Source organism: Candidatus Marimicrobium litorale, assembly GCF_026262645.1.
Taxonomy (GTDB): Bacteria; Pseudomonadota; Gammaproteobacteria; order Pseudomonadales; family Halieaceae; genus Marimicrobium; species Marimicrobium litorale.
Genome location: NZ_SHNO01000002.1, coordinates 23083 through 45639, shown reverse-complemented (window position 1 = coordinate 45639; position 22557 = coordinate 23083). Strand labels below are relative to the sequence as shown.

At 57.7% G+C, this 22557-nt stretch carries 19 protein-coding genes; 10 read left to right on the top strand and 9 right to left on the bottom strand.

Annotation, left to right across the window (positions count from 1 at the left end; translation table 11 throughout):
- Window positions 1-136: 136 nt before the first annotated feature.
- Window positions 137-1579 carry a PhoH family protein gene (locus EYC82_RS16635; protein WP_279250755.1) on the bottom strand — a complete coding sequence of 481 codons (1443 nt, stop codon included), beginning with the start codon at window positions 1577-1579 and terminating at the stop codon, window positions 137-139.
- A gap of 400 nt (window positions 1580-1979) precedes the next feature.
- On the opposite strand from EYC82_RS16635, the gene EYC82_RS16630 reads away from it, so the two are divergent.
- Window positions 1980-3974 carry a VacB/RNase II family 3'-5' exoribonuclease gene (locus tag EYC82_RS16630; RefSeq protein ID WP_279250754.1) on the top strand — a complete coding sequence of 665 codons (1995 nt, stop codon included), beginning with the start codon at window positions 1980-1982 and terminating at the stop codon, window positions 3972-3974.
- Here the strand turns inward: EYC82_RS16630 and EYC82_RS16625 are convergent.
- Together EYC82_RS16625 and asnS are read right to left on the bottom strand one after the other, a co-directional pair.
- Complete coding sequence (locus EYC82_RS16625; protein ID WP_279250753.1) at window positions 3964-4281, bottom strand: hypothetical protein; 318 nt, start codon at window positions 4279-4281, stop codon at window positions 3964-3966. The genes EYC82_RS16630 and EYC82_RS16625 overlap by 11 nt on opposite strands.
- Before the next feature lie 158 nt (window positions 4282-4439).
- Window positions 4440-5837 (bottom strand): asparagine--tRNA ligase, encoded by a 1398-nt coding sequence (asnS, locus tag EYC82_RS16620; protein WP_279250752.1) that lies wholly within the window; start codon window positions 5835-5837, stop codon window positions 4440-4442.
- Between the two features lie 47 nt (window positions 5838-5884).
- Between asnS and EYC82_RS16615 the strand changes: the two genes are divergently transcribed.
- On the top strand, window positions 5885-6457 hold the full coding sequence (locus EYC82_RS16615; RefSeq protein ID WP_279250751.1) for a PPOX class F420-dependent oxidoreductase: 573 nt from the start codon (window positions 5885-5887) through the stop codon (window positions 6455-6457).
- A gap of 212 nt (window positions 6458-6669) precedes the next feature.
- On the opposite strand, the gene EYC82_RS16610 is transcribed toward EYC82_RS16615, so the two are convergent.
- The 3 genes from EYC82_RS16610 to EYC82_RS16600 all read right to left on the bottom strand — a co-directional run bounded on the left by EYC82_RS16610 (window position 6670) and on the right by EYC82_RS16600 (window position 9336).
- Window positions 6670-7296, bottom strand: coding sequence for a phosphoadenosine phosphosulfate reductase domain-containing protein (locus tag EYC82_RS16610; protein WP_279250750.1), 627 nt, complete (start codon window positions 7294-7296; stop codon window positions 6670-6672).
- Between the two features lie 114 nt (window positions 7297-7410).
- Window positions 7411-8565, bottom strand: a complete 1155-nt coding sequence (locus tag EYC82_RS16605; protein ID WP_279250749.1) for an iron-containing alcohol dehydrogenase — start codon at window positions 8563-8565, stop codon at window positions 7411-7413.
- Window positions 8566-8733: 168 nt separating this feature from the next.
- A complete protein-coding gene (locus EYC82_RS16600; RefSeq protein ID WP_279250748.1) occupies window positions 8734-9336 on the bottom strand; it encodes an NUDIX domain-containing protein in 603 nt (200 codons plus the stop codon).
- 90 nt (window positions 9337-9426) lie between these two features.
- On the opposite strand from EYC82_RS16600, the gene EYC82_RS16595 reads away from it, so the two are divergent.
- Window positions 9427-10722, top strand: a complete 1296-nt coding sequence (locus EYC82_RS16595) for a CinA family nicotinamide mononucleotide deamidase-related protein (RefSeq protein ID WP_279250747.1) — start codon at window positions 9427-9429, stop codon at window positions 10720-10722.
- A 6-nt stretch (window positions 10723-10728) separates the two neighbouring features.
- Here EYC82_RS16595 and pdxH read toward each other — a convergent pair whose 3' ends face one another.
- Window positions 10729-11367, bottom strand: coding sequence for a pyridoxamine 5'-phosphate oxidase (gene pdxH / locus EYC82_RS16590; RefSeq protein WP_279250746.1), 639 nt, complete (start codon window positions 11365-11367; stop codon window positions 10729-10731).
- Window positions 11368-11437: 70 nt separating this feature from the next.
- Here pdxH and EYC82_RS16585 point away from each other — a divergent pair, with 70 nt between their 5' ends.
- On the top strand, window positions 11438-12040 hold the full coding sequence (locus EYC82_RS16585) for a GNAT family N-acetyltransferase (RefSeq protein ID WP_279250745.1): 603 nt from the start codon (window positions 11438-11440) through the stop codon (window positions 12038-12040).
- Between the two features lie 18 nt (window positions 12041-12058).
- Here EYC82_RS16585 and EYC82_RS16580 read toward each other — a convergent pair whose 3' ends face one another.
- Window positions 12059-12358 carry a hypothetical protein gene (locus EYC82_RS16580; protein ID WP_279250744.1) on the bottom strand — a complete coding sequence of 100 codons (300 nt, stop codon included), beginning with the start codon at window positions 12356-12358 and terminating at the stop codon, window positions 12059-12061.
- Between the two features lie 140 nt (window positions 12359-12498).
- Between EYC82_RS16580 and ggt the strand changes: the two genes are divergently transcribed.
- Window positions 12499-14307 carry a gamma-glutamyltransferase gene (gene ggt, locus EYC82_RS16575; RefSeq protein ID WP_279250743.1) on the top strand — a complete coding sequence of 603 codons (1809 nt, stop codon included), beginning with the start codon at window positions 12499-12501 and terminating at the stop codon, window positions 14305-14307.
- A 206-nt stretch (window positions 14308-14513) separates the two neighbouring features.
- Here ggt and EYC82_RS16570 read toward each other — a convergent pair whose 3' ends face one another.
- A complete protein-coding gene (locus tag EYC82_RS16570) occupies window positions 14514-15323 on the bottom strand; it encodes a thioesterase family protein (protein WP_279250742.1) in 810 nt (269 codons plus the stop codon).
- 107 nt (window positions 15324-15430) lie between these two features.
- Here EYC82_RS16570 and EYC82_RS16565 point away from each other — a divergent pair, with 107 nt between their 5' ends.
- From EYC82_RS16565 to EYC82_RS16545, 5 genes are read left to right on the top strand one after another with little or no spacing between them, the layout of a single operon-like run.
- Window positions 15431-16648, top strand: coding sequence for a tetratricopeptide repeat protein (locus tag EYC82_RS16565; protein WP_279250741.1), 1218 nt, complete (start codon window positions 15431-15433; stop codon window positions 16646-16648).
- Entirely contained in the window at window positions 16623-17693 is a 1071-nt protein-coding gene (locus EYC82_RS16560; protein WP_279250740.1) for a dermokine domain-containing protein, read from the top strand. The genes EYC82_RS16565 and EYC82_RS16560 overlap by 26 nt, the downstream gene beginning before the upstream one ends.
- On the top strand, window positions 17690-18898 hold the full coding sequence (locus EYC82_RS16555) for a hypothetical protein (RefSeq protein WP_279250739.1): 1209 nt from the start codon (window positions 17690-17692) through the stop codon (window positions 18896-18898). Before EYC82_RS16560 ends, EYC82_RS16555 begins: the two co-directional genes overlap by 4 nt.
- Before the next feature lie 33 nt (window positions 18899-18931).
- Window positions 18932-20488 (top strand): tetratricopeptide repeat protein, encoded by a 1557-nt coding sequence (locus EYC82_RS16550; protein WP_279250738.1) that lies wholly within the window; start codon window positions 18932-18934, stop codon window positions 20486-20488.
- Between the two features lies 1 nt (window position 20489).
- Window positions 20490-22556: a PEGA domain-containing protein gene (locus EYC82_RS16545; RefSeq protein ID WP_279250737.1), complete on the top strand. Its 2067-nt coding sequence runs from the start codon at window positions 20490-20492 to the stop codon at window positions 22554-22556.
- Window position 22557 lies beyond the last annotated feature (1 nt).

The window sequence follows — 22557 nt, the reverse complement described above, 5'->3', positions numbered from 1 at the left end:
ACCGCCTTTAAGGGGTGATCGTTTGTGCCGCTACACTAAACCCCTGCATGGATTTTTCTGCGCACTGTGCCTGTCAGCGGACGGAGCCGAAGAGCACAATTTCACACACTCCGACTCCTGTCCCGGAACTCTATCGCTACAGGTTCTCCTCAGCAAAGGCGGCCAGGCGTGAACGCACAATACCGTTCACGTGCATGATGCCCGCGTGGGGATAGGCCTTACTTTTTTCTACCAGGTAAGTGAGCCCCGACGTCAGCGGTGAAATATACTTGTTGTCTATTTGAGCCAGGTTACCCAGCACCACAATTTTGGAATCGGCCCCGACGCGACTAATCACCGACTTGAGTTGAAACTGGGTCAATCCCTGCGCCTCGTCAATCACGATGTAGGCATTATTAAACGAGCGTCCGCGCATAAAGTTCAGCGACTTGAACTGAATATTGGCCCGTTCCTTGACGTAGGTAATACTGCCATGACACGATTCATCCGTGCCGTGCAATACCTCCAGATTATCGTCAAATGCGGCGAGCCAAGGCGCCATTTTCTCTTCCTCTGTACCCGGCAGAAAACCGATATCCTCTGCGATCGGGGGGGTCGAGCGCGCCACAATCAATTTACTGTACTTGTTTTGCTCGAGGATCGCGTGCAGGCCGTAAGCGAGCGCCAGCAATGTTTTCCCCGACCCGGCAGGGCCGGTCATCACCGTCATGTCTACGCTGTCATTATCCAGCAGGGACATGGCCATTGCCTGCTCCAGATTGCGCGGTGACAAACCCCAAAAACGCTTGTGCATCAGGCTGTCGCGGGAATCACAACGCAGGTAGACAAAGTCCCTGTCCACGCGCTGCACGAAGGCAATGAATTCCTGATCGTCGTGCACAAACATATTGGGATACGCCTGTGGCAGCGACTTGCGCGGAATCCGGTGCAGCGTGCAGTTGCCCTCTCGCAGCGTATCGACTTCGCTGATCATGGACCAAAAATCGCCCTCCACATGCTCGTAACCGCGCGCAAGCAGGTCAATATCATCGAGAACCCTGTCGCGCCGGTAGTCCTCAACGTGTATCAGGCCAGAACCTTTCGCCTTGATTCGCATGTTGATGTCCTTGGTCACCAGGCAGACGAACTCAGCGGGATTTTCCGCCTGCAGGCTCAAGGCCACATTGATTATGCGATTGTCATTCGCCTGATCTTGCGTGCCGTCGAGATAGGGCACATCAGCGTCGCCAATCAGGCGCTGGTCAGGGTATATCGCAAGTGTTCCCCGGGGCACATCCTCAGGCGTTGAACCGGGCACGGGCACGCCGGCCTGAATATCTTGCGGTGATGCGTTATCGACGACCTTATCGATCATCTGTATCGCGATACGCGCCTCACGGCTGACGGTCTTGTCGCGACGGTCCTTGATATGATCGAGTTCTTCCAGAACGGTCATCGGAATGACCACATGATGTTGTTTGAAGGCAGCTACCGCCGTCGGATCGTGCAGTAATACGTTGGTATCCAGTACATATGTCTTTTTGACAACAGCTTTGAGTGAAGTGGTTTTTTCTACACGCAGCGTAGAATCTCGGTCCATAAAGAATTCCTCTCGGTGAGTTTCAAGGGAGCACAACAATCCCTCAGCCGCTTTAACGACTGGGAGACATAAAACACGATGGACAAAGCTTTTTTCGAGGGCATTGTGACGGCGCGAGAGGTACACCCCAGTGAAGGACACTCACTGGTGAGATGACGGTACCTGGCGTTCGACTCCGGAACGACTGTATTGATAAGGCAGCCCGGCGTCTGAAAATTATTCAAATCCACATCCCGGCGGCATGCAACCGCAATAACTTGATTATTGGACTGGCTGTGGCGCACTGTCAAGGCATCGCGAGAAATTCGCAAAGCTTTGTGTCATTCCAGCATAACGCACTGACAGCAACGTGGAATTACGCTACGATGGTGCGCTGATTCCATGATAATTACTTTGCTTCATGCTTACTCAGGATAATCTCACCCAGCTTACAGATCTGAAAAACCAGATGGAGGCTGCGAAGGAACGCGCCGAAGCAGTTGTCAAAGGTACTCAAGCCCGGTACGGATTCGCCGTGCTGGACGATGGGCGTGAAGTGTTCATCCCCCCGCAAGAAATGCTCAAGGTTTTTCCCAACGATCGAGTACAGATTTGTATACGTCCCACCAAGGACAACAAAACCATTGCGGATATTGAAAAGCTGATTGACAGTCCCGTTGAAGAATTCACGGGGCGCTGCGTGCGCAAGGGCAAAGCCGTTTTCGTCGTGCCGGATCTGCCCCAGTTCAGCCGCTGGCTATTCCTCCCCACACAGGCCCGCAACGGCGCAAAGGAGGGAGACTTCCTGCGCTGCGCGATACTTCGCCACCCTATTCGAGACGGCAAACCACAGGCCAAGGTCCTGTCGGTTCTGGGCGATGAAACCACCCCCGGGATAGAAATTCTCTACAGCATCAGCAAGCACCATCTGCCTAACCAGTGGAGCAAGGGCAGCCTCAATGACATTGAAAAAAGCCTCGCAGAACACCCTCCAGAGACGACGCTGGATCGGCGGGACCTGACTGATCTCGAGTTTGTCACCATAGATGCGGCAAAAACACAGGACATTGACGACGCGCTCTATGCTGAAATCAGTGACGATGGATGGACACTATTTGTCGCCATTGCCGACCCAACAGCCTATGTGAGCACCGCGTCGAGGCTTTACAAAGACATAGCGCAGCGCGCTACCTCCGTCTATTTTCATGGTGATGTCCTGCCAATGCTCCCCGAAATACTCTCGCAAGAAACCTGCGCCCTTTCCGAGGGTGTGGACCGGCCGGCGCTGGTATGCAAGATCTCTGTCAGCGACGCTGGAGAGGTAGGTGAGTTTGAGTTTATTGAAGCCACCGTGCGCTCGCGAGCCAAGCTGTCTTACTATGCAGTCGAGCGCTACCTCAATGGGCAGTATGACGAGTTAATGAGCCACTCCACACCGCTGGAATCTCTCTATCAGGTTTATCGAGCACTGCGCAGCCGCCGCGAGCAGAACAACCTGCTTATGGATGACAGACAGGAGTTTCGATGGATTCTCAATGACAACAAACAGATCGAGACCATCGAGACCGCGGAGAAATTACTCTCTCAAAAGCTGGTCGAGGAATGTATGGTTGCGACGAATCGGTGTGCGGCGCGATTTTTAGTGACAAACAACACAACCGGACCGTTCATCGCCCACCCGGGATTTCGCTCGGACCGACGGGAGGAATTGAAAAAATTTCTCGAAATGCACGCGCCCGATCTCGCCGAACTGGATCCCGACACCGTGCAAGGCTACCGCGACATCATAAAGGGGCTCTCTGCTGAGGGGCGAAAACTGCCTTTACGCACCATGGCTAACAGGCTTCTAACCCGCGCGGCAGTGACAACACAGCACGCACCCCACATGGGCATGGCCCTGGACTGTTACACCAACTGCACCTCGCCCTTGCGCAAATACGTCGACTTCCTGGTGCACCTTCAGATCAAGGCCATACTGAACAAAAAAGAACCGACTGAAAATGTTGAGGAAACACTGTTAAAGGGACTGAGAAGCCGCATTGGCGCAAGTCGTGAAGCGACCATGGCAACTGATCGTTGGTTAGCGGGGAACTACCTCAAGCGGCTTACTCAGGACGGCGGCGTCACTTTTAAGGCGACAGTCTCCCACGTGACCAGCAGTGGATTCACAGCACGCCTGACACAAAACGGACTGACCGGTTTTGTAGATCTGCGCAAAGACCCTGAAAAGTTCAGCTATGATAAATGGACCGCCAGCCTGACCAGTACCACTCGCCGCTTTCAAATCGAACAGACAGTAGAGCTTTCATTGATAGGGCTTGATGACGAGATTAGCAATCAGGCGCTGTTTGCTCCAGTCCCGGGCTGCGGCCTGAAGACTGTGGCCACACCAGCCATACAGGATGCTACTTCCTAGAGATCGGGGAGCCTGAAACCTCGGTGGTAGCACCCCCTGTCACTGATCTATGCGTATCTTTCGCCATCTGCTCCCTGACCCGCAATACCAGTTGAATCATCTCTCGAACGCCAAGATTACGCAGGTACTCGCCCATCTGCGGATAGGTATCACACCACACATCGGGGTTTACCACTCGCAGGGTTTCAATGATCTCTATCTCGCCGTCAGAGAAATCGGAATCCCCGAAAATCAACCGGGTGAAGGTATCGACTACCGTCATCTCATTAGTACAGTCCATGCCGCCATCTTTATAGGATCGTCGCACTGGCACTCCCCTGTTATCAAGGCCGTTGAACACCTATTCAGTATGGACGACCCCTGCGCAGCGCCACCCGTCATTTTGGGGAATTTTACACAGATATCGCCGGAAAACGCCGAATACACCCAATATAGGGCAATCGATTTACACCGCTCACCGGGCTGTCAGAAGACGCTGTGGCCCGGAGTTCTTGGGAAAGGTATGGCGTCTCGCACATTTTCCATACCGGTCACGTAGTTCAGCAGTCGCTCGAAACCCAAGCCAAATCCTGCATGCGGCACTGTTCCATAGCGACGCAGATCCCGATACCACCACAATTCCTCATGCAGTGCCTCGTCCATACGTGCGTCCAGCACATCCAGCCGCTCTTCTCGCTGACTGCCACCAATAATTTCACCCATACCCGGAGCCAGCACATCCATTGCAGCAACGGTCCTACCGTCATCGTTTAGCCGCATATAAAACGCCTTGATCTCAGCGGGGTAATTGACTACCACCAGCGGGCGTCCGATGTATTTTTCCGTCAGATATCTCTCATGCTCGGATGCCAGATCCAGCCCCCACTCCACCGGAAATTCAAACGTCTCATCGCTGCTTTTCAGCACCTCAATGGCCTCGCTGTAGTCCATGCGCTCAAACGGGCTATCCAGTACACCGCGCAAGCGCGGTATGAGGCCCTCATCGATGTGTTGTTGAAAAAACGCCATATCATCCTCACGCGCATCCAGCACTGCGCCAATAACATATTTCAGCAATTGCTCAGCCAAGCGGGCATTCTCGTCCAGATCCGCAAAAGCCACCTCCGGCTCCACCATCCAGAACTCAGCAAGGTGACGGCTGGTATGTGAGTTCTCGGCGCGGAACGTGGGCCCAAACGTATATACCTTACTCATGGCAAGGCAGTAAGACTCCAATTCCAATTGGCCCGACACAGTGAGAAAAGACTCGCCCGAAAAAAAATCCTGCGCGTAATCGACCGTTCCCTGCGGAGTAAGCGGCAGGTTCGTTAAATCCAGAGTACTCACCCGGAACAGCTCTCCAGCACCCTCGCAGTCACTGCCAGTGATGATGGGTGTATTGACCCACTGGAAGCCATCATCATGAAAGAAATTATGAATCGCATTCGCCATAGTGCTGCGCACCCGGGAAATTGCACCGAAGGTATTCGTACGCGGGCGTAGATGTGCCTGGGAGCGCAGGTACTCAAACGTATGCCGCTTCTTGGCGATGGGATAGGTCTCTGGGTCATCTACCACACCTACCACCTCCACCGAGGTCGCCTGAATTTCGACACTCTGCCCCTTGCCCTGCGACGCGACCAGCTCCCCCGAGACTATGACGGCGCAGCCGGTGGTCAGCGCCAGCACCTCGGACTCATAGTTCGCCAGCGTGTTGGGCACAACCGCCTGTACCGCGTGAAAAGAGGAGCCATCATGCACGGCGAGGAAAGAAATACCGGCCTTGGAATCGCGCTTGCTGCGCAACCAACCCCTGACCGTTACCCTGCCACTAACAGGAGGTTTGCCACTGAGAAGAACCGCAACTGTGTGAATATCAGACATCGGGTGGAACTTACCGTTTAAGAATGCAGTGGGCAGTAGGTTACCCAATGCGCTCGCAGGCTTCCAGACATAAGTCTCCCGCGCAACCGGGTGACACTACCCAACTGGCACACGGTTTCGTGCACCGTTTTCTTTTTGACGCCTACGGGGCGCAGCTGTTGTGCTCTGCGAGCGTTGTCGATTTAATGCAGAGTGCGCCAAAGGGGCGCGCGGACAACGAGGTCACTATGACGAAAAACGGATCATCAGCACTGCAAGGAAACGCCTACTGCAGTTTTTCGACCCGCAAACGCAGTGGTGACTGGGTATCTACCCCGGTATGGTTCGCACCCGACGGCGATAGTGTTTACCTCTTTTCCGCCGGCCACGCGGGAAAAGTGAAACGACTGCGCAACTTCCCAGACGCTCGCGTCGCGCCGTGCACGGTCACTGGCACCGTCACCGGCGCATGGATCGAAGCCGAGGCCTGCCTGCTCACCACACCTGCAGATGAGAAAACAGCACTTGACGCCTTGCGCCGCAAATACGGCCTGCAAATGCTGGCGGCCGATTTTTTCTCAAAATTAACCGGTAAAATGCAGCGGCGCGCCTATATCCGAGTCAATTTCCCTGCCACTTGACCTGTATCAATGCGAACACTCAAACAATAAGAAACCATGCCACTGTGAAAGACAAAAACCAGTGGAGAAAGACTCATGTCGCAACACGTACTGCACCAACACGACATTGAAGATCAACGCATCATGCGGCGCCTGGGTATGGTAGTCGGTTGTTTTATCGCTGCAACGGCAGCAATGGCCATCGCTATTGCCGTTGTCATGGGTTCAGCCATTCAGGCGGCCGTATGCATACCGCACTCACGACCGTCGTGCACCTTGGTGGGATCGAAGTAATGCTTACAGGTAGGTAGTTCGAAGCGCTCCATATAGGCTTCGACATCCTCCTCGGACCAATAAAACAGGGGTGCTACCTTAAGAATTCCCCGCGCATCTCTGGAGACGATATCGAGGGTTTTACGGTGCTCTGTCTCCTCGCGACGAATACCGGTGAGCCAGATTTGCGGCTGGAAGTCGTTCAGCGCACGATCAAAAGGCTCCAGCTTCACCTGCCGGGTAAACTCCTGGTGCCGCTCTTCTTCATCTACCGTAGGAATCCCGCCCGTTAATGCATTGCGGCGCTCCGATGTCATCTCTGGTGAGTACACATGGATATTCACATCGAGGCTGCGGATCAGCCTGTCTGCTACCACGTAGGTATCGCGGAGGTTGTAGCCGGTATCAACCCAGATGGTAGGCACTGTCGCATCGACCTGTCCCACGAGGTGCAACATGGCCGCAGCATTGCGGCCCATGCTGGTAGTCGCAATCGTAGGCTGCTGCAAACCCAGCGCCCAGGACACGATGTCCCCGGCACTGGCATCGCGCAAGGTTTTATTCAGGTTGTCAATATCCAAATCCACGGCGGATGACACCACCCTATTCCCATTTTCGTGGAATGAACTTTATAGAATCAAAAACCTAGTTACCAATAACCGCAAAGTATATAGATATGCCCTGTCGCAGTCGGTTGCATGCTACCAGATACGCTCATACAGGCTGATAATTTCCCCCGTGTCGGGAATACGCGGGTTGTTTGCCGGGGAGCCCGAGTCCAGTGCCTGCGTCGCCATCAGCGTAAGCGAGTCAAACCAGTCTCGCTCAGTGATGCCCCACGTGGCAGGCCCGGGCACCTGCAGATTCCGTGTCAATGCACGCAGTGCGTCAACCAATTTCTCGCAGGCAAGTGCATCGGCGTTTGATGCTTCTGCAACGCCAATATAGCGGGCACATTCGGCATAGCGTTGCGCTGCAGCACCAACAGACCATGCGGTCACCTCCGGCAGCAGCATTGCATTGCTCAACCCATGCGGCACATGGAACAAGGCGCCAATGGGGCGGCTCATGCCGTGGATAAGGGTCACGGAGGCATTGGCAAAAGCAATACCACCCTGAGTCGCCGCCAGCATCATCGCTTCGCGCGCCTGCCGGTTGTCCGGCTCGGCGCAAGCGGTCTGAATATTCTGATAAATAGTGCGCATTGCGGTGAGCGCGACACTGTCGGTGAAGGGATTGGACTTGCGACTCACAAAGGCCTCCATCGCGTGGCAGAAGCTATCGATACCTGTGTCTGCAGTCAGCCTGTAAGGCATGCTCAGAGTCAGCTCGAAATCGACCAGGGCAGCGACCGGCATCATCCCCAGCCCCATGCACAGCATTTTTTCCTGCGTCTGTGTATCCGTAATGACCGCCACACGGGTCGCTTCGGACCCCGTGCCGGCGGTCGTGGGAATGGCGATAACAGGCAAGCCGGAATTCACTTGATGAGGCACCTTATAGTCGCGCATAACGCCACCGTGCACCGCCAATACCGCCACCGCCTTGGCGGTATCCAGAGAGCTACCTCCGCCCAGAGCAACGACACAATCGTACTCACCGGCGCGACACACCTCGAGGGCCGCATACACGCTTTCGGTTGTCGGATCGGGCACACAGTCACCGAACAGGCCGCAGGCAATACCTGCCTCCGACAGGGGCGACTGTATACGATCACTGTAGCCGCACTCTCGCATGAAGGGGTCGGTCACCAATAACGGCCTGGAAAGTCCGAGTTCTGTCAGTGTCGTGACCAGTTCTGCGCTAGCTCCGGCGCCGACACGCAGAATGCGGGGCAGGTTAATTATCGACGCCATTGCGCGATCTCCTGTGACGTACTTTTGTGCATTGATGTGCTTTGAGGTGGCACTCTCGCAAGGCAGGTATGCGAGGTCAAGGCGACCCGCACGAAAGGTCGAGCTCATTACGGTAAAAAAACACTGCAGCTGGCGCGAAAGGCGGGGCTAGTGGGGTAGCCGTAATCATCAGGGGTCAACGCTTCCCGCATGACCCTTGGTCCGAACAGGCCGCAGCTCGTAACGCTGTTCCGTCATTTGCGCTTCCCAGACACCAAAGCAGCCGCTTTCCAGATCGTCGTAGGCCTGGCGAATAGAATCGTTTACCTGGGGGTAAGCCACCTCGTCCCAAGGGCATTCATCCCGGGAGAAAAAACGGCAGGCCAAAGACTCTTCACCAGGCTCGCACTCCTCTGACACCACGGCAGACCGAAAACCAACATATAACTGATTGATGAACGTGATGCTCCCCGCCATGTACAGTTGCAGCTCAGTAGGGGCCAAACTAACCCCGGCCTCTTCGCAAAGCTCCCTGGCAGCACCCTCTGCCAGTGTCTCGTTCTGCTCAAGGAAACCACCTGGAATAGCCCATTTTCCGCGCTGCGGCGGGTGACTGCGCTGCACCCATAAAAGCCGCTTTCCGCAGGAGATAAACGCTGTCACCACCACGCGGGGATAATCGTAAACCGGTGCCTGACAGCGCTGACAAAAAAGATAGTTACGCACTTCGCCACCGACCACCGAGCGCATCAGCGGGCCACAGCATTCGGGACAATATTTGATATCGGACAACAGGCCACTCCTTGTCGGGAAACGATAGCACTTTGCCTTGGCAAAAGCATTGGCGCTATGCTGCACCCTTTGCACTAGCGAGATAGCCGCATGAACGACCGTCTGCCAGAAATCCAATTACTGCTCACCGGCAACGAAATTATGAGCGGCGACACTATCGACTCCAACTCTGCGGTCATTGCCCAACGGCTGGCAGAGGCGGGGCTGGGCATTCACCGCAAGGTCACACTGGGAGACGATGCACAGTTGATCGCAGACGAGCTTGTCGACATGGCCAAAAGTGCAGATGTGGTTATCGTCAATGGTGGACTCGGCCCGACCATTGACGACCTTACTGCCGAAATACTCGCCAATGCCGCTGGCGTGGCGCTTGAAGAACGACAGGAGGCGGTCACTCATTTGCAACAATGGTGTGCACGACGCAACCTGCAACTGAACCAAGCCAATCTAAAGCAGGCTATGCTCCCCGCGGGTTGCGCGATCATTGATAACCCTATCGGGAGCGCTGTGGGCTTCGAGCTGAATATCGACCGTTGCCGCATCATCTGCACACCCGGAGTGCCCGGGGAGCTCAAGGCGATGCTGGGTCCTATTGTCGCCAGCATCGCCGGGCAGACAGCCTCTGCGTCGAGACGCAACGTACTGCGCTTGCAGACCTTTGGTCTCGGAGAATCCACTGCACAGCAGATAATCAGCGACGCGATCCCGGACTGGCCCACTGCCGTTGAGCTGGGCTTTCGCGCCGGCTCGCCGCAAATGGAAATCAAGCTCAGCATCAATACTCCCTCTGCCACAGACGCGCAGGAAAAATGCAGGCAACAACTGAATGAGCTGTTTGGTGACCATATTATTGGAGAGGGAGACACGACTCTGGCGCAGCGCGTGCTGCAACTACTTGACGGGCGAAACGCCACCCTGTGCACAGCGGAGTCTTGTACCGGCGGACTAATCGCCTCCAGCCTCACGCAGGTACCCGGCGCTTCCAGCGGCTTTCATGCGGGTTTTGTCACCTATTCCAACAGCATCAAACACTCCGTCCTGGGAGTGAGTGAAGACACGCTGGCGCAGTGCGGAGCAGTCAGCGAAGAAGTGGTTCGGGAAATGGCCAGGGGCGCACTGCGAGAAGCCGCAGCGGACTACGTAATCGCAGTCTCCGGTATAGCCGGCCCAAGCGGCGGTACCGCCGAAAAACCGGTGGGAACAGTGTGGCTCGCCTGGGGCACAGCGCAGGATTTACACACGCGCAACCTGTGCTGGCCGGTCGAGCGAACGCTATTCCAAACCATGATCGCCGCCGCAGGGCTCGACATGATCCGAAGAACCCTGTTGGGCATTGACACTGAACCGCGCTACTTTGATCAGCGTCAGGCCAAGCACACCGGGTAATACCCGCTAGGGCTGCAATTGCTCAATCTGCCAGACGGCATTGCTGCCAAGGGTGTATACGAAACGGTCATGAAGGCGGTGCTCTCGCCCCTGCCAGAACTCGATGCGCTGCGGAATCACACGGTAACCACCCCAGAAATCGGGCATCGGAATCTCTCCTTGCGCAAACTTCTCGCGGATACCATGAAACTGTTGCTCGAGAACGGCTCGGGCACTGACAGGTCTACTTTGACGAGATGCCCAGGCCGCGATCTGACTTTCTCTCGGGCGCGTCAGGAAATAAGCCGCCGATTCAGTCGCCGTCATTTTCTCGGCATGACCGCCAATAATGACCTGGCGATCAAGTACGTTCCAGGGAAAATGCAAAGATACCTGGGGGCGCTGCGCCATCGCTCTTGCCTTGTCGCTGTCAAGGTTGGTGTAAAATATAAAACCACCCTGAGACATCCCCTTCAGCAGCACTATCCGCTGCCCTGGCGTGTCGTTCTCACCGACAGTCGCCAGCACCATTGCAGTCGGATCTTTAAGACCAGCCTCTACAGCCTGCTCCAGCCAGAGCTCAAACTGCCGCAGAGGACTGTCGTCCAGCCGATCCCTGGCGAGGCCGCCTGCCGTGTATTCCCTCCGGAATTTCTCGTATCCCAATGTCAATGCCTGTTACGCTGCGGGCCTAGTAGTGTAGCCTTGAGGCCTCACAGAGGCAAAGTCCGGCCCTATGGAACACCCACCCACCATTCAAATCGCCAATGACACCGATCTGGGCATTCTGGTCGACATACTCAGCGACAGTTTTTCCACTGACCCCATGTTTAACTGGGTCTTTCCACAAACGGAACTCTATCCCCACTTTTTTCATCTGCTGGTGAAAAAAGTGTACCTCCCGCACGGTATTGTGCACATGGACGAGAGGGACCGCGCGGCGGCACTGTGGCTACCGCCTGCAGAACGCCTGGAGGTTGCACCTCGCCTTGGCCTACTGCGATTTGGTATCAGACTGGTGGGTAAAACAGGGGGGCTGAGAGCCCTGTCGCGACTGTATCGACAAGGCAGGGTCTTCGAGAAGCATTACCCGCGTGAGCCACATTACTACCTGCAGTTTATCGGCTGCCGCAGCGCAGACCAGGGTCAGGGCATCGGCGCAGCCCTGCTGAAGGATGGGCTGGCCATCTGCGATAACCGCGGCATGCCGGCCTACCTCGAGTGTTCGAATCACCGCAACGTACCGCTCTACCAGCGCCATGGTTTTCAAATCAAGGCGCAGCAGGTAGTGGGCAAAAACGGGCCGATGGCCTGGTTTATGTGGCGCGACCCCCGCTAGTCTGTCCGGGCATGCGGCTTAATCCTTGGTGCTGGGAAACACCGGTGCACGCTGCATCATCGCCGGGATCTGGGGGAAGGGGAACAGCGACTGCCAATCAGCACCGAAATCTTCAGCAATAAGCTGCCCGCCGGCATTACGGTAGCACTCGTCCATAGACTCGATCAGCGCATCACGAGACGCCACACCGAGCAACACTGCCGCTTCCATCATACCCTCGGCACGCAGACGCACGGCGGGAGGCACATCATCACCGGTGGCTAATGCAAGAAATATCTCATTCCAGCGGACCTGCAGCTCTGTTTCCAACGGGTGCATACGCGATGCCCTGTAATAATAGATTTAACACGCCAAAAAACAGGCGCTGACGCGGCTCCCACATACGCCCGCATTACAGTATGCGTGGCAAATCAAAACAGTTAAAGTCTGGCACTGGCAGCACAATGGAATCACAAGGCATGACTAAGCAACTTGGCAAACGACTGACATCACTGCTCGCTGCGACCCTTGTGGTCGCATGTACCGCTATGAGTCCGGGTGATTCGGCAGACGAAAGTGTATCGACACGCACCATCACTCCGGTGACTACCGAATCGGCAGCGCCGATTATCAACTACAGCGAACGTTTCCTGCCGGTGGTAGCCCGTGATGGAATGGTTGTTGGCCCGGAGCAATTGGCCGCACAAGCTGGCGTCGACATCCTGAGCAGAGGTGGCAATGCCATCGATGCGGCTGTTGCCACCGGTTTTGCGCTGGCCGTGACGTATCCTCGCGCCGGCAATCTAGCGGGCGGGGGATTTATGCTGATCCACCTGGCGGATGAAAATCAGCAAACACTCATTGATTACCGCGAAAAAGCACCGATAGCCGCAACCGAAACTATGTATCTCAACCCCGCGGGCGAGGTCGATCGACAAAGGGAATTTTTCAGTCTGCAGTCGGCTGGCGTACCCGGCACCGTCGCAGGCATGCTGTATGCGCAAGAAAAATATGGCTTACTCAGCCGCCAGGAGGTGATGGCTCCCGCTATCGCGCTAGCCCGCGAGGGTATAGACCTATCGTTCGGGCTGCACTTTGAAATTTCCGCCAGTGCCGAGCGCCTGCGCGCAAACCCTGCGGCCCGTGACATATTTTTCCACGAGGACGGCACCCTTTACGACATTGGCGAGCGCTGGCGCCAACCCGATCTTGCGCGCACTCTCGAGGCAATCAGCCAACAGGGTCGCGACGGCTTTTACGCGGGCTCTGTGGCCGACTATATCACCACAGAAATGGAAAACGGTGGCGGACTGATCACCGCGCAAGACCTGGCAGAGTACAACGTCGTCGAGCGTTCACCCGTGCGCGGCACCTACCGCGGCTTTGAGATCGTGTCAGCGCCACCCCCCTCCTCTGGCGGCGTGCATATCCTGCAAATGCTCAATCTGTTGGAGGGTTACGATTTGCAAGCCATGGGGCACAACTCGGCCGCTTACCTGCACCACCTGTCGGAGAGCATGAAACTGGCATACGCCGATCGCAGCCTCTATCTGGGAGATCCTGATTTTGTCGATGTACCCGTCACTGAATTGATAGGTAAGGACTACGCCACACTGCAACGCGAGCGGATTGACTCCGGGGTAGCCACGCCATCGGCGCAGATCGCACCCGGACTCTTGATCAATGGAGAAAGCACGGACACCACTCACTACAGTGTGGCAGATCGCTTTGGCAACGTGGTCAGCAATACCTACACGTTAAACTTCAGCTTCGGCTCACACATTGCGGTGCCACATACCGGCATGCTGCTGAACAACGAAATGGCAGATTTCGCCGCTGCTCCGGGCACGGCTAACGCGTTTGGACTGATACAGGGTGACGCTAATCGGATCGAGCCGGGAAAGCGGCCGCTCTCTTCCATGAGCCCCACGCTCGTGTTTCGCGATGGTCAACCGTGGATCGCCACGGGCAGCCCGGGGGGGAGCGTCATAATCACTACCGTTCTGCAGACAATTCTGAACGCCATGGAATTTGATATGAATATCGCAACAGCTGCTGCAGAACCACGCATTCACCACCAGTGGATGCCGGATGAACTGCGCATGGAAAAAGGATTCAGCCCGGACACGATCAAGCTCCTGATCGACATGGGTCACCCGGTGGGCATTTCACCGCGGACCAGCGGACGCACCAACTCAATTATGTTGCAGGATGGCTGGTTACTGGGTGCCTCCGATACGCGCCGCCCGGGTGGGTTTGTCGCGGGCTATTCATCGCAGGGTCAGTAACCTTGCGCCTGCACACAACGCCGAACGGCAGCACGCAGGCTCAGGAATGAGGCGCTACTGCGCGCTTATCGCTGTTGTCGAGGCATGCACCCGAAGGCGTGGCAAGGATCTCAGTGGCCGGGTGCTGCTCACCTTGGCATCTACCGCTGAACAGGATACCGCGGGGATAGCCAGCGCCAGCCGGCGAAAAAGCGCCACTGGCACTGTCAGCCTTTTTTCTTGAGCGGGCTTCCCTGCAACCTGAACTTCGCGGTCTGCCGACTGATGACCACCAGTTGACCGTCACTATCCCAATACTCCCCATCCTCTTCTACCACGCCATTGGTCAGATAGTGGCAGACCGTGCGGAACTGAATAGGGCCCGGCGCAGGATGCGCACGCACCTGCACGGTGAGTTCAACGGTGGGCACCCAGCCCACCGGCCCAAACACGGTCAGTACGGGCGGCGGACCCGCATCGGCAAACATCAGTAACGAGATAATATCCGGGTCGGTACCGTCACGATGGGCCATCCACCCCCTGAATTCGCCACTGCCATCGCCTTTGCGTTCGCTGAATACCTCCTGACCAGACACCAGACGGATTTCTGCCCGCTGCCGGAATTCGACGCCCTTGTCTCGCGATGGCGGACACTCGTCCCATGGAGGGTAGTGGGGCCGTTCCCTGGACGACCAGTTTTCTCCCTTCAATTTGTCAAGATCGGTGTACGCGGCCGTCACCTTCACTTTCAGTTGTTCGTTCTGGAACATTTTGACCTCGGCAAAGCTGGTGCCGCGCCCTCCTCCCAGCATCTCAACCTGACAATCGATAGGACCCAGCGCCGTCGGCGCGAGGTAAAACGCGCTCACAGTCAACGGGTCACGATGAGGCAACGCTGCCCGCAGGGCTCGCCCGGCGATTGCCATGACATAGCCCCCGTTGGGGACCTCGCCGACGCGCCAGCCCTCACATAATTCACCCCGGTAGAGGTTTTCACCCACCGCTTCAACAGCAGTTTCCCTTGCAAATTGACTCATCTTGGCCACACTCTGGTTAATCTTACGCCCGGATTTAGGCCGCGCAGGTATTTTGTCCGCCATTGCAGGCAATGTATAGTCTGCCTTGAAACAGGACGCGACGTTAGATGAGTATCGACGACATTCCCAGCCGCTTCATAAGCCTTGTTCTCAGTGCCCTGCTGACGACCCTCCCTGTCGCGGCACAGGAACAGGCCGATGCAGCCGCGGCATTCGCAGACGAACGCCTTGATGAGCAATCCTATCAGCGCGCCATTGCGGCGATTGAATCTCGCGGAGGTGCCTACGCGGCGGGACTACCTGAGTCCTTGCTCGGTCTTGGCCAAGCGCTGCAGCGCGAGGGCCGGCATGAAGAAGCCATTGATGTACTGAAACGGGGTGTCCACCTGACCCGCATCAACGAGGGCCTTTACTGCGCTCAGCAGATACCCCTGTTGCACGCGGAGATTGACAGTCACAAGGCGCAGCGGGATTACACCGAGGCCGATGAGCGTCAAAACTATCTCTACCGGGTGCAAATGAGCAGTTTACAAAATAACGAGGGGCTGCCACAGGCTCTGATGGCGCAGGCCAGCTGGCAATTTGAGGCTTATCAACTCGGCCTTGAAGGGTCGGAGCGCTACGCTCGCCTGATGAATATGTGGGAACTCTACAGACTGGCAATGGGTGATATCGTCGACCGCGAGGGAGAGTCTTCCCCAAATTTACTGCCGCCCCTGCTCGGTATGCTGCAAACCCAGTATTTAATCTCCAGCTATGAAATCAGGAGTCCAGCCCAGGCGTTTGGCGAGGACGGGCGACCGAACGAGGCGCTCATGCGTTTCAACAAGTACCGCGCGAAGAGTTACCAGCAGGGTAACGCTGTGCTCGGCACGCTGTCCGATATCGAGCAGGAGCGAGCACCCGAGAATGCGCTCTCCAGAGCCCGCTCCATGGTCATGCTGGGGGACTGGCGTCTGTGGAATGGCAAGACGGAAAGCGCCTTCGCCGCCTATCAGGCCGCCGAGGTGGAACTTGCTGGCGTTAATGATGCCCAAGCGATGAGTACCATGCTGTTTGGGGAGCCCGTCCCCTTGCCCGACTTCGAGGCGGTGAATACGCTGCCGCCGACCGTGAAGCCGGAAGAAGCCGATATACTGCTGTCATTTAACGTCAGTGATGAAGGCCGCGTGCGGGAACTGGAGCGGCTGGATGAGAATGATATCGATGAAAGACGGGCATCACGATTAATGCGACAGTTACGCAACACAACGTTTCGTCCACGCATAGAAGCGGGACAACCAGTAGAGGCCGAGCACATTGTCAAAGCCTTCGACATCCAGTAGCGGCACCCTGCGCGCCCTCGGCTACGCGACAGGCGCGGCCTGCCTGTGCCTGCTCCTGTCGGGATGCCCCAGTGCCAGCAACCCGCCCAAGCCGCAGGAATCAAGTTCACCCAGCACCCCACCGCCCACCAGCAGCGCGGGCGGCGCGGCTGGCAGCACCTCCGGAAGCAAGCAGGGTCCGACCGGCAGCGGCGCCGAGGGCGAGACAGCTTCCGGGGGCGAGAGTGCAGCCGGGGAAGGCGCCGGCACCAGCGGTAGCCAAGCCAATGGTGCAGATGACTCGCAACAGACCGCCGGGGCAGAGGGTAATGACTCCTCCTCGAACGCACAATCCGGCGCTGCCGCCGGCGCAGAAGCCGGCACTGGCGAACCCACTGCTGGCACTGACGAGTCAGGCTTTGGTAATGCGCCAACAGGGGCCGCAGGGCTCCCTGATCTGAGAGATGAACCCGACAGCGGCAGCGCAGACGCAGCCACCGGAGGCGGCGTACCCGAGGCGTACGGAGAGATCGCCGGTGCCATGCCCGATGCCGTGCCCGGCACCAATGCAGGGACAGCGCGCAGCAACGACGAAAACAGTCCTTATGGCACCGGCGGAGCCTATGGTAGCGACAATCCCGAAGGGGCTCTGACACCGGGTGAACAGATCGCCATTCTGGATGCGGAACTGGCACGGGGTGCGGGGGAGTTCGACGAAATCATCATGCAAACAGAGACGCAGCAGCGCGAAGCCGCGAGAGAACAAGCACCGCCTCCTGCCACAGGCAGCGGCAGCGCAGGCTATGGCTCAGAAAACGCGGATGCGGATAGCCCCTACGGTGGCGGCATCGCCAGTGCCGGCGGCTACGGCGGCGGTCTCGGTGGTGCCAGCGGCGGCCCACCCCAGAACACGGCAAAGTATCCGCCGCCCGCAGGTATTCCTGCAGGAGACGATGATGACGTCGTCGCCCGGCAATTGCGAGAGGCTGCGATGCGTGAACCCGATCCCGCTATTCGGGAAAAATTATGGAATGAATACCGCAAATACAAAGGGATTGACCCGTGAATGCTACTCGGCTGTTTCTGCTTGGCATGCTCTGCCTGCTGCTGACCGCGTGCGTCAGCCAGTCTATCAAGAGCACCTCTGTGCCGCCGATCCAGACGCCCTCCTCACTGGTACCCGAGGCTTTGCTGCTCGATGTTGCCATCGTGATTTTCGAACCGGGGCTGGATGACTACGACGACGATGAGCAGGTTTACCCGGAGGTACGCAAGGCAGAGTCTCGCTTTATGCCCCTGCAACTTGCCGAAGCCATGCAAGGCAGCGGTGCGTGGGGTGCCGTGCGGGTCGTGCCAAACGATAGCCAAATCACCGATCTGGTCGTGCGTGGCAAAATTATGCACTCCGATGGAGAACAGTTGCAGTTGAAGATTGTGGCCACTGACTCCCTCGGCCAGGTCTGGCTGGACAAGACCTACAAGGGCCATGCCAGCCGGTACGCCTACCAACCCTCTACACGCAATCCTTACGATCCATTCCAGGCGGTATATCACACCATTGCCAATGATTTATTGACCGACTCGGAGAGCTTGAGCGTGGATGACCTGAGCGCCATACGTGCCGTGACGGAACTGCGCTTTGCCCAGGATTTTTCGCCGGACGCCTTCTCAGGCTATCTCGAGAAAAGCCGCAAGGGCGAATACGAGATACGGCGTTTGCCGGCAGAGGGAGACCCGATGCTAGAGCGAGTGCGACAAATACGGGAACGCGACCATGTCTACGTGGACACGCTGCAAGGCTACTACACCAACTTTGACCTGCAGATGAGCAGCCCTTACCAAGAGTGGCGACGCAACAGCTACTACGCTGCACTGGCGGCACAGGAGCTACAAGCAGAAAGTACACGGCGATTAATCGCCGGAGGTGTCGCCATCCTGGCGGGGCTGGCAGCCGCTACCACTGGCGATAGCGCTGCCACCCGGGCCGCGGGACAAATCGGTGTGCTTGGTGGCGGCTACCTGTTGAAAAGCGGACTTGAAAAACGCAACGAGGCGCAGTTTCATGTCGCCGAGCTGGAGGAACTGGGTGCATCCCTCGAGGCTGAAGTCAGTCCGCAGGTCATTGAACTGGAGGACCAAACGGTCACCCTCAGCGGCAACGTGGAACAACAATACGGTCAGTGGCGCGAGCTGCTGGCCGATATTTATCTCGCAGAGATCGGTGAATTGGCCTCACCCGAGGAATCACCCGGCTCAGCTGATACACTTTAGACTCGCAGTCCCTGTTCACAAGGCCGCCCTGGCATGCCCTCGCATAACGACCCAGTAAAACCGACGCCCTTTGACACGGCAAAGCCCGCTCCGGCCGCCACCGCGTCATCCCCCGCCGGCACCGCGCGCCCTGCGGAGTCGACGCCGCGCTGGGTCCTGCCGGCTCTCGCGGTACTGCTCGCGCTGGTCGTTGCCGTTGTAGTATGGCTACCTGCCAGTCTTCAGTCTGATGGCCCCGCCGCAGAGGCAGTGGCAGATGACGCCACTCCCTCTGGAACCGCGCCTGCCGGTGCTGGCACGGCAACACAAACGGTCGAAAAAAACGTCGCACCGGCTGCCTCGCCCTGGTCTGATGCGCAAGCGGCCCGGTTGCGCCGCGAAGCACAGGAGACCGCGGCGGAATTACTGGACCTGCAATTTGAACTGCGCGAAACAGGCATTGAGCGCTGGGCGCCGGAACCGTTCGCCAACGTTCAACGCCTTGCAGAGGACGGTGATGCGCATTACCGGGATCAGCACTATGAACAGGCCAACACGCTCTACCAGGAGGGCTTGAGCAGCCTGCAGGCTCTTCAGGCTGGCCTACCCCAAACACTGGCAACCCTGCTGGAACAGGCACGGGAGGCTATAGAGGTGGGAGATGCCGCAGCGGCGGGCAACGCGTTGGAGCTATCACTGCTGATCGCCCCGGACAGCAGCGCTGCAGCCACTCTGCAAACCCGACTGGAGACACTGCCGCGCCTGCTGACGCTGCTTGAGGAGGCCGCTGCCAGCGAATCCCGCGACGAACTGGCCGGGGCCGAGGACGCACTCCAACAGGCCGCCAAACTCGACCCACAGCATCAGTACACCGCGGCCGAGCTAAAACGCGTTTCGGCTGCGGCCGCGAAAAAGGCCTTCAACGCGGCCATGAGCGAGGGCTATGCCGCACTGGACGAGGGGCGTTATAACAACGCGCGAACGGCCTTTCGCCAAGCTGCCACACTGCAGTCCGGGTCTACCGAGGCGGCCAGCGCACTGCAGGAAGTCGAAACAGCGGAAACCGCTCGAAAGCTTGGCTCGCTGGACAGTCGGGGGAAGCGGTATGAGCAGGGTGAACAATGGCAGAAAGCAGTAGACACCTATGAAGAGGCGCAGAAGACAGATAGCAGCGTGCTATTTGCAAGTGAGGGTCTGCAACGCAGCCGCGGCAGGGCGCAACTGAATCGGGACCTGCAAACAGTGCTCGATGAACCCGATCGCCTGGCGAACACCTCCGTAGCGCAAGGTGCTGCGCGTTTGCTCGAACGGGCCAGGACAGTGTCTCCCCGAGGCACTGTGTTGGCTGGCCAGATTACTCAATTGGACTCGCTGCTTGCCGAGGCCAACAGAGAGTATGACATCACGTTACGCTCCGACGGAGAGACCGAGATCATCGTCTACAAGGTGGCAAGGCTGGGCCGTTTTACGCAGAAAGAACTCACCTTGCGCCCCGGCACGTACACCGCGGTGGGTACGCGCGACGGCTACCGCGACGTACGTCGGCAGTTCACGATCAAGCGCAATGGCATAGCCGCGCCCGTTAACATCGTCTGCTCGGAACCAATCTGAGATGTCACCGCAATCAGACCAGAAAGATGTCATCGCGCCCAGCGGCTTCACGCCATTGAACCAGGCGGGGAAAGCACCGCGCAGTCAGCAGCGATCGGGGCGCGCCCTGCTTTACGCCTGCCTGGCGGCGGCCGCCCTAGTCCTTTTTTTCCTGTTGACGGCACGGTCTGTCGAGATAAAGGTGATCGCGGAAGTCCCCGCTGATGTCTCCGTTAGCGGGCTTGCGTTACCGCTGGGCCAGCGCTACCTGCTGCGCCCCGGGGACTATCAGGTCGACGCGAGCGCACCGGGCTATCGCCCCTTGTCCGCCGCTTTTTCTGTTGATGACGGCGACGACCAAAGCGTCGTGCTGACTCTGGACGCCCTGCCGGGACGCCTGTCGATCAACAGCACACCCTCAGGCGCCACTGTGCTCGTCGATGATGTGGCGGTAGGGCAAACGCCGCTGATCGACCTGTCACTAGACAAGGGCATTCACAGCGTGTCACTCGAAGAGCCGCGACACCTGACAATGACACAGGACATTGAGATCACGGGGCGCAACGTACAACAGCAACTACACATTGATCTGGCACCCGCCTGGGCTGACATCAGCCTCTCCAGCACACCGACTGGTGCCACCGCACAACTGGACGGCGAACCGGTCGGGCAAACGCCCCTCACACTTGAGGTATTGCAAGGCGAACGGACGATCACGCTGCTTTTGCCTGCTTATGCCGAATGGCAGCAACGCCTTACTGTGGAAGCCGGGAAGGATGCAGACCTCGGCACCATCGAATTGCTGCCGGCCGAGGGTATTCTGGCGCTGTCCAGCGAGCCGACCGGGGCCAATGTGACGCTGGACGGTGAATTTCAGGGTCAAACGCCCCTTAGCCTACAATTGACCCCCGGCAGCCCCCATCGGCTGGCCGTGTTTAAACCGGGTTACAAGCGCTTCAATGAGACTGTGGAGCTCTCCGCGGGCGCAACAGACCAGCGTGCCGTGACGCTGTTGGCGCAACTGGGCGAGGTCCGATTCCGTATCAGTCCAAGCAACGCCGTGCTGAGCATCAATGGCATCCGCCGCGGCAAAGGCGGTCAAACGCTGTCATTACCCGCTGTAGAACACACGATCCGCGTGAGCCTCGAGGGTTATTCCAGCGTCACGCGCAAGGTGACGCCCAGACCCGGACTCGAGCAAAGCGTGGACGTGCAGTTACAGACACAACAGGCCGCGAAATTGGCCCGCATCAAGCCAGAAATTACCTCCCCACTGGGCCAGACCCTGCTTCTTTTCAACCCGGCAGCAACTCCCCTGGCAGAATTCACCATGGGCGCCTCGCGACGCGACCCCGGCCGACGCGCCAACGAGGTGCTACACCCGGTGGCGCTGCAACGCATGTTTTATCTGCAAACCACCGAGGTGACCAATGCCCAGTTTCGGCAGTTCCAGTCGAGTCATAATTCGGGCAACATAGCCGGCAAAAGCCTGAACCGGGAGCATCAACCCGTGGTCCAGGTCAGCTGGCAGCAAGCCGCTGCCTTTTGTAACTGGCTGAGCGCGAAACAGGGCGTCCGCGCATTTTATAAGGAGCAAAACGGTATCGTCACGGGCTTCCGCCCCGAGTCAACCGGATACCGTCTGCCCTCTGAGGCAGAATGGGCCTGGGCTGCCCGCGCTGACGGTAACCGTTTGTTGCGTTTTCCCTGGGGCGACGCCTTCCCACCCGACAAAATCGTCGAGAACTACGCGGACAGCAGCTCCGCCTACATCACCGGGCGCGTGCTCAACAACTACAAGGACGGTCACGTGGTCAGCGCACCGGTCGCCTCGTTTAAGTCGAACCAGCACCAACTGTATGACATGGGCGGCAATGTCTCTGAGTGGGTCAACAATGTGTACAGTATTCCGCCCGCCAACGGGGCGACACAGCGAGACCCATTGGGCCGCCAGGGCGGAGACAACTACGTGATTCGCGGGGCTAGCTGGACCCTGTCCAAGCTCTCGGAACTGCGACTCTCTTACCGGGATTATGGGCAATCGGGGCGGGATGACGTAGGATTTAGAATTGCGCGTTACGCGGAGTAAG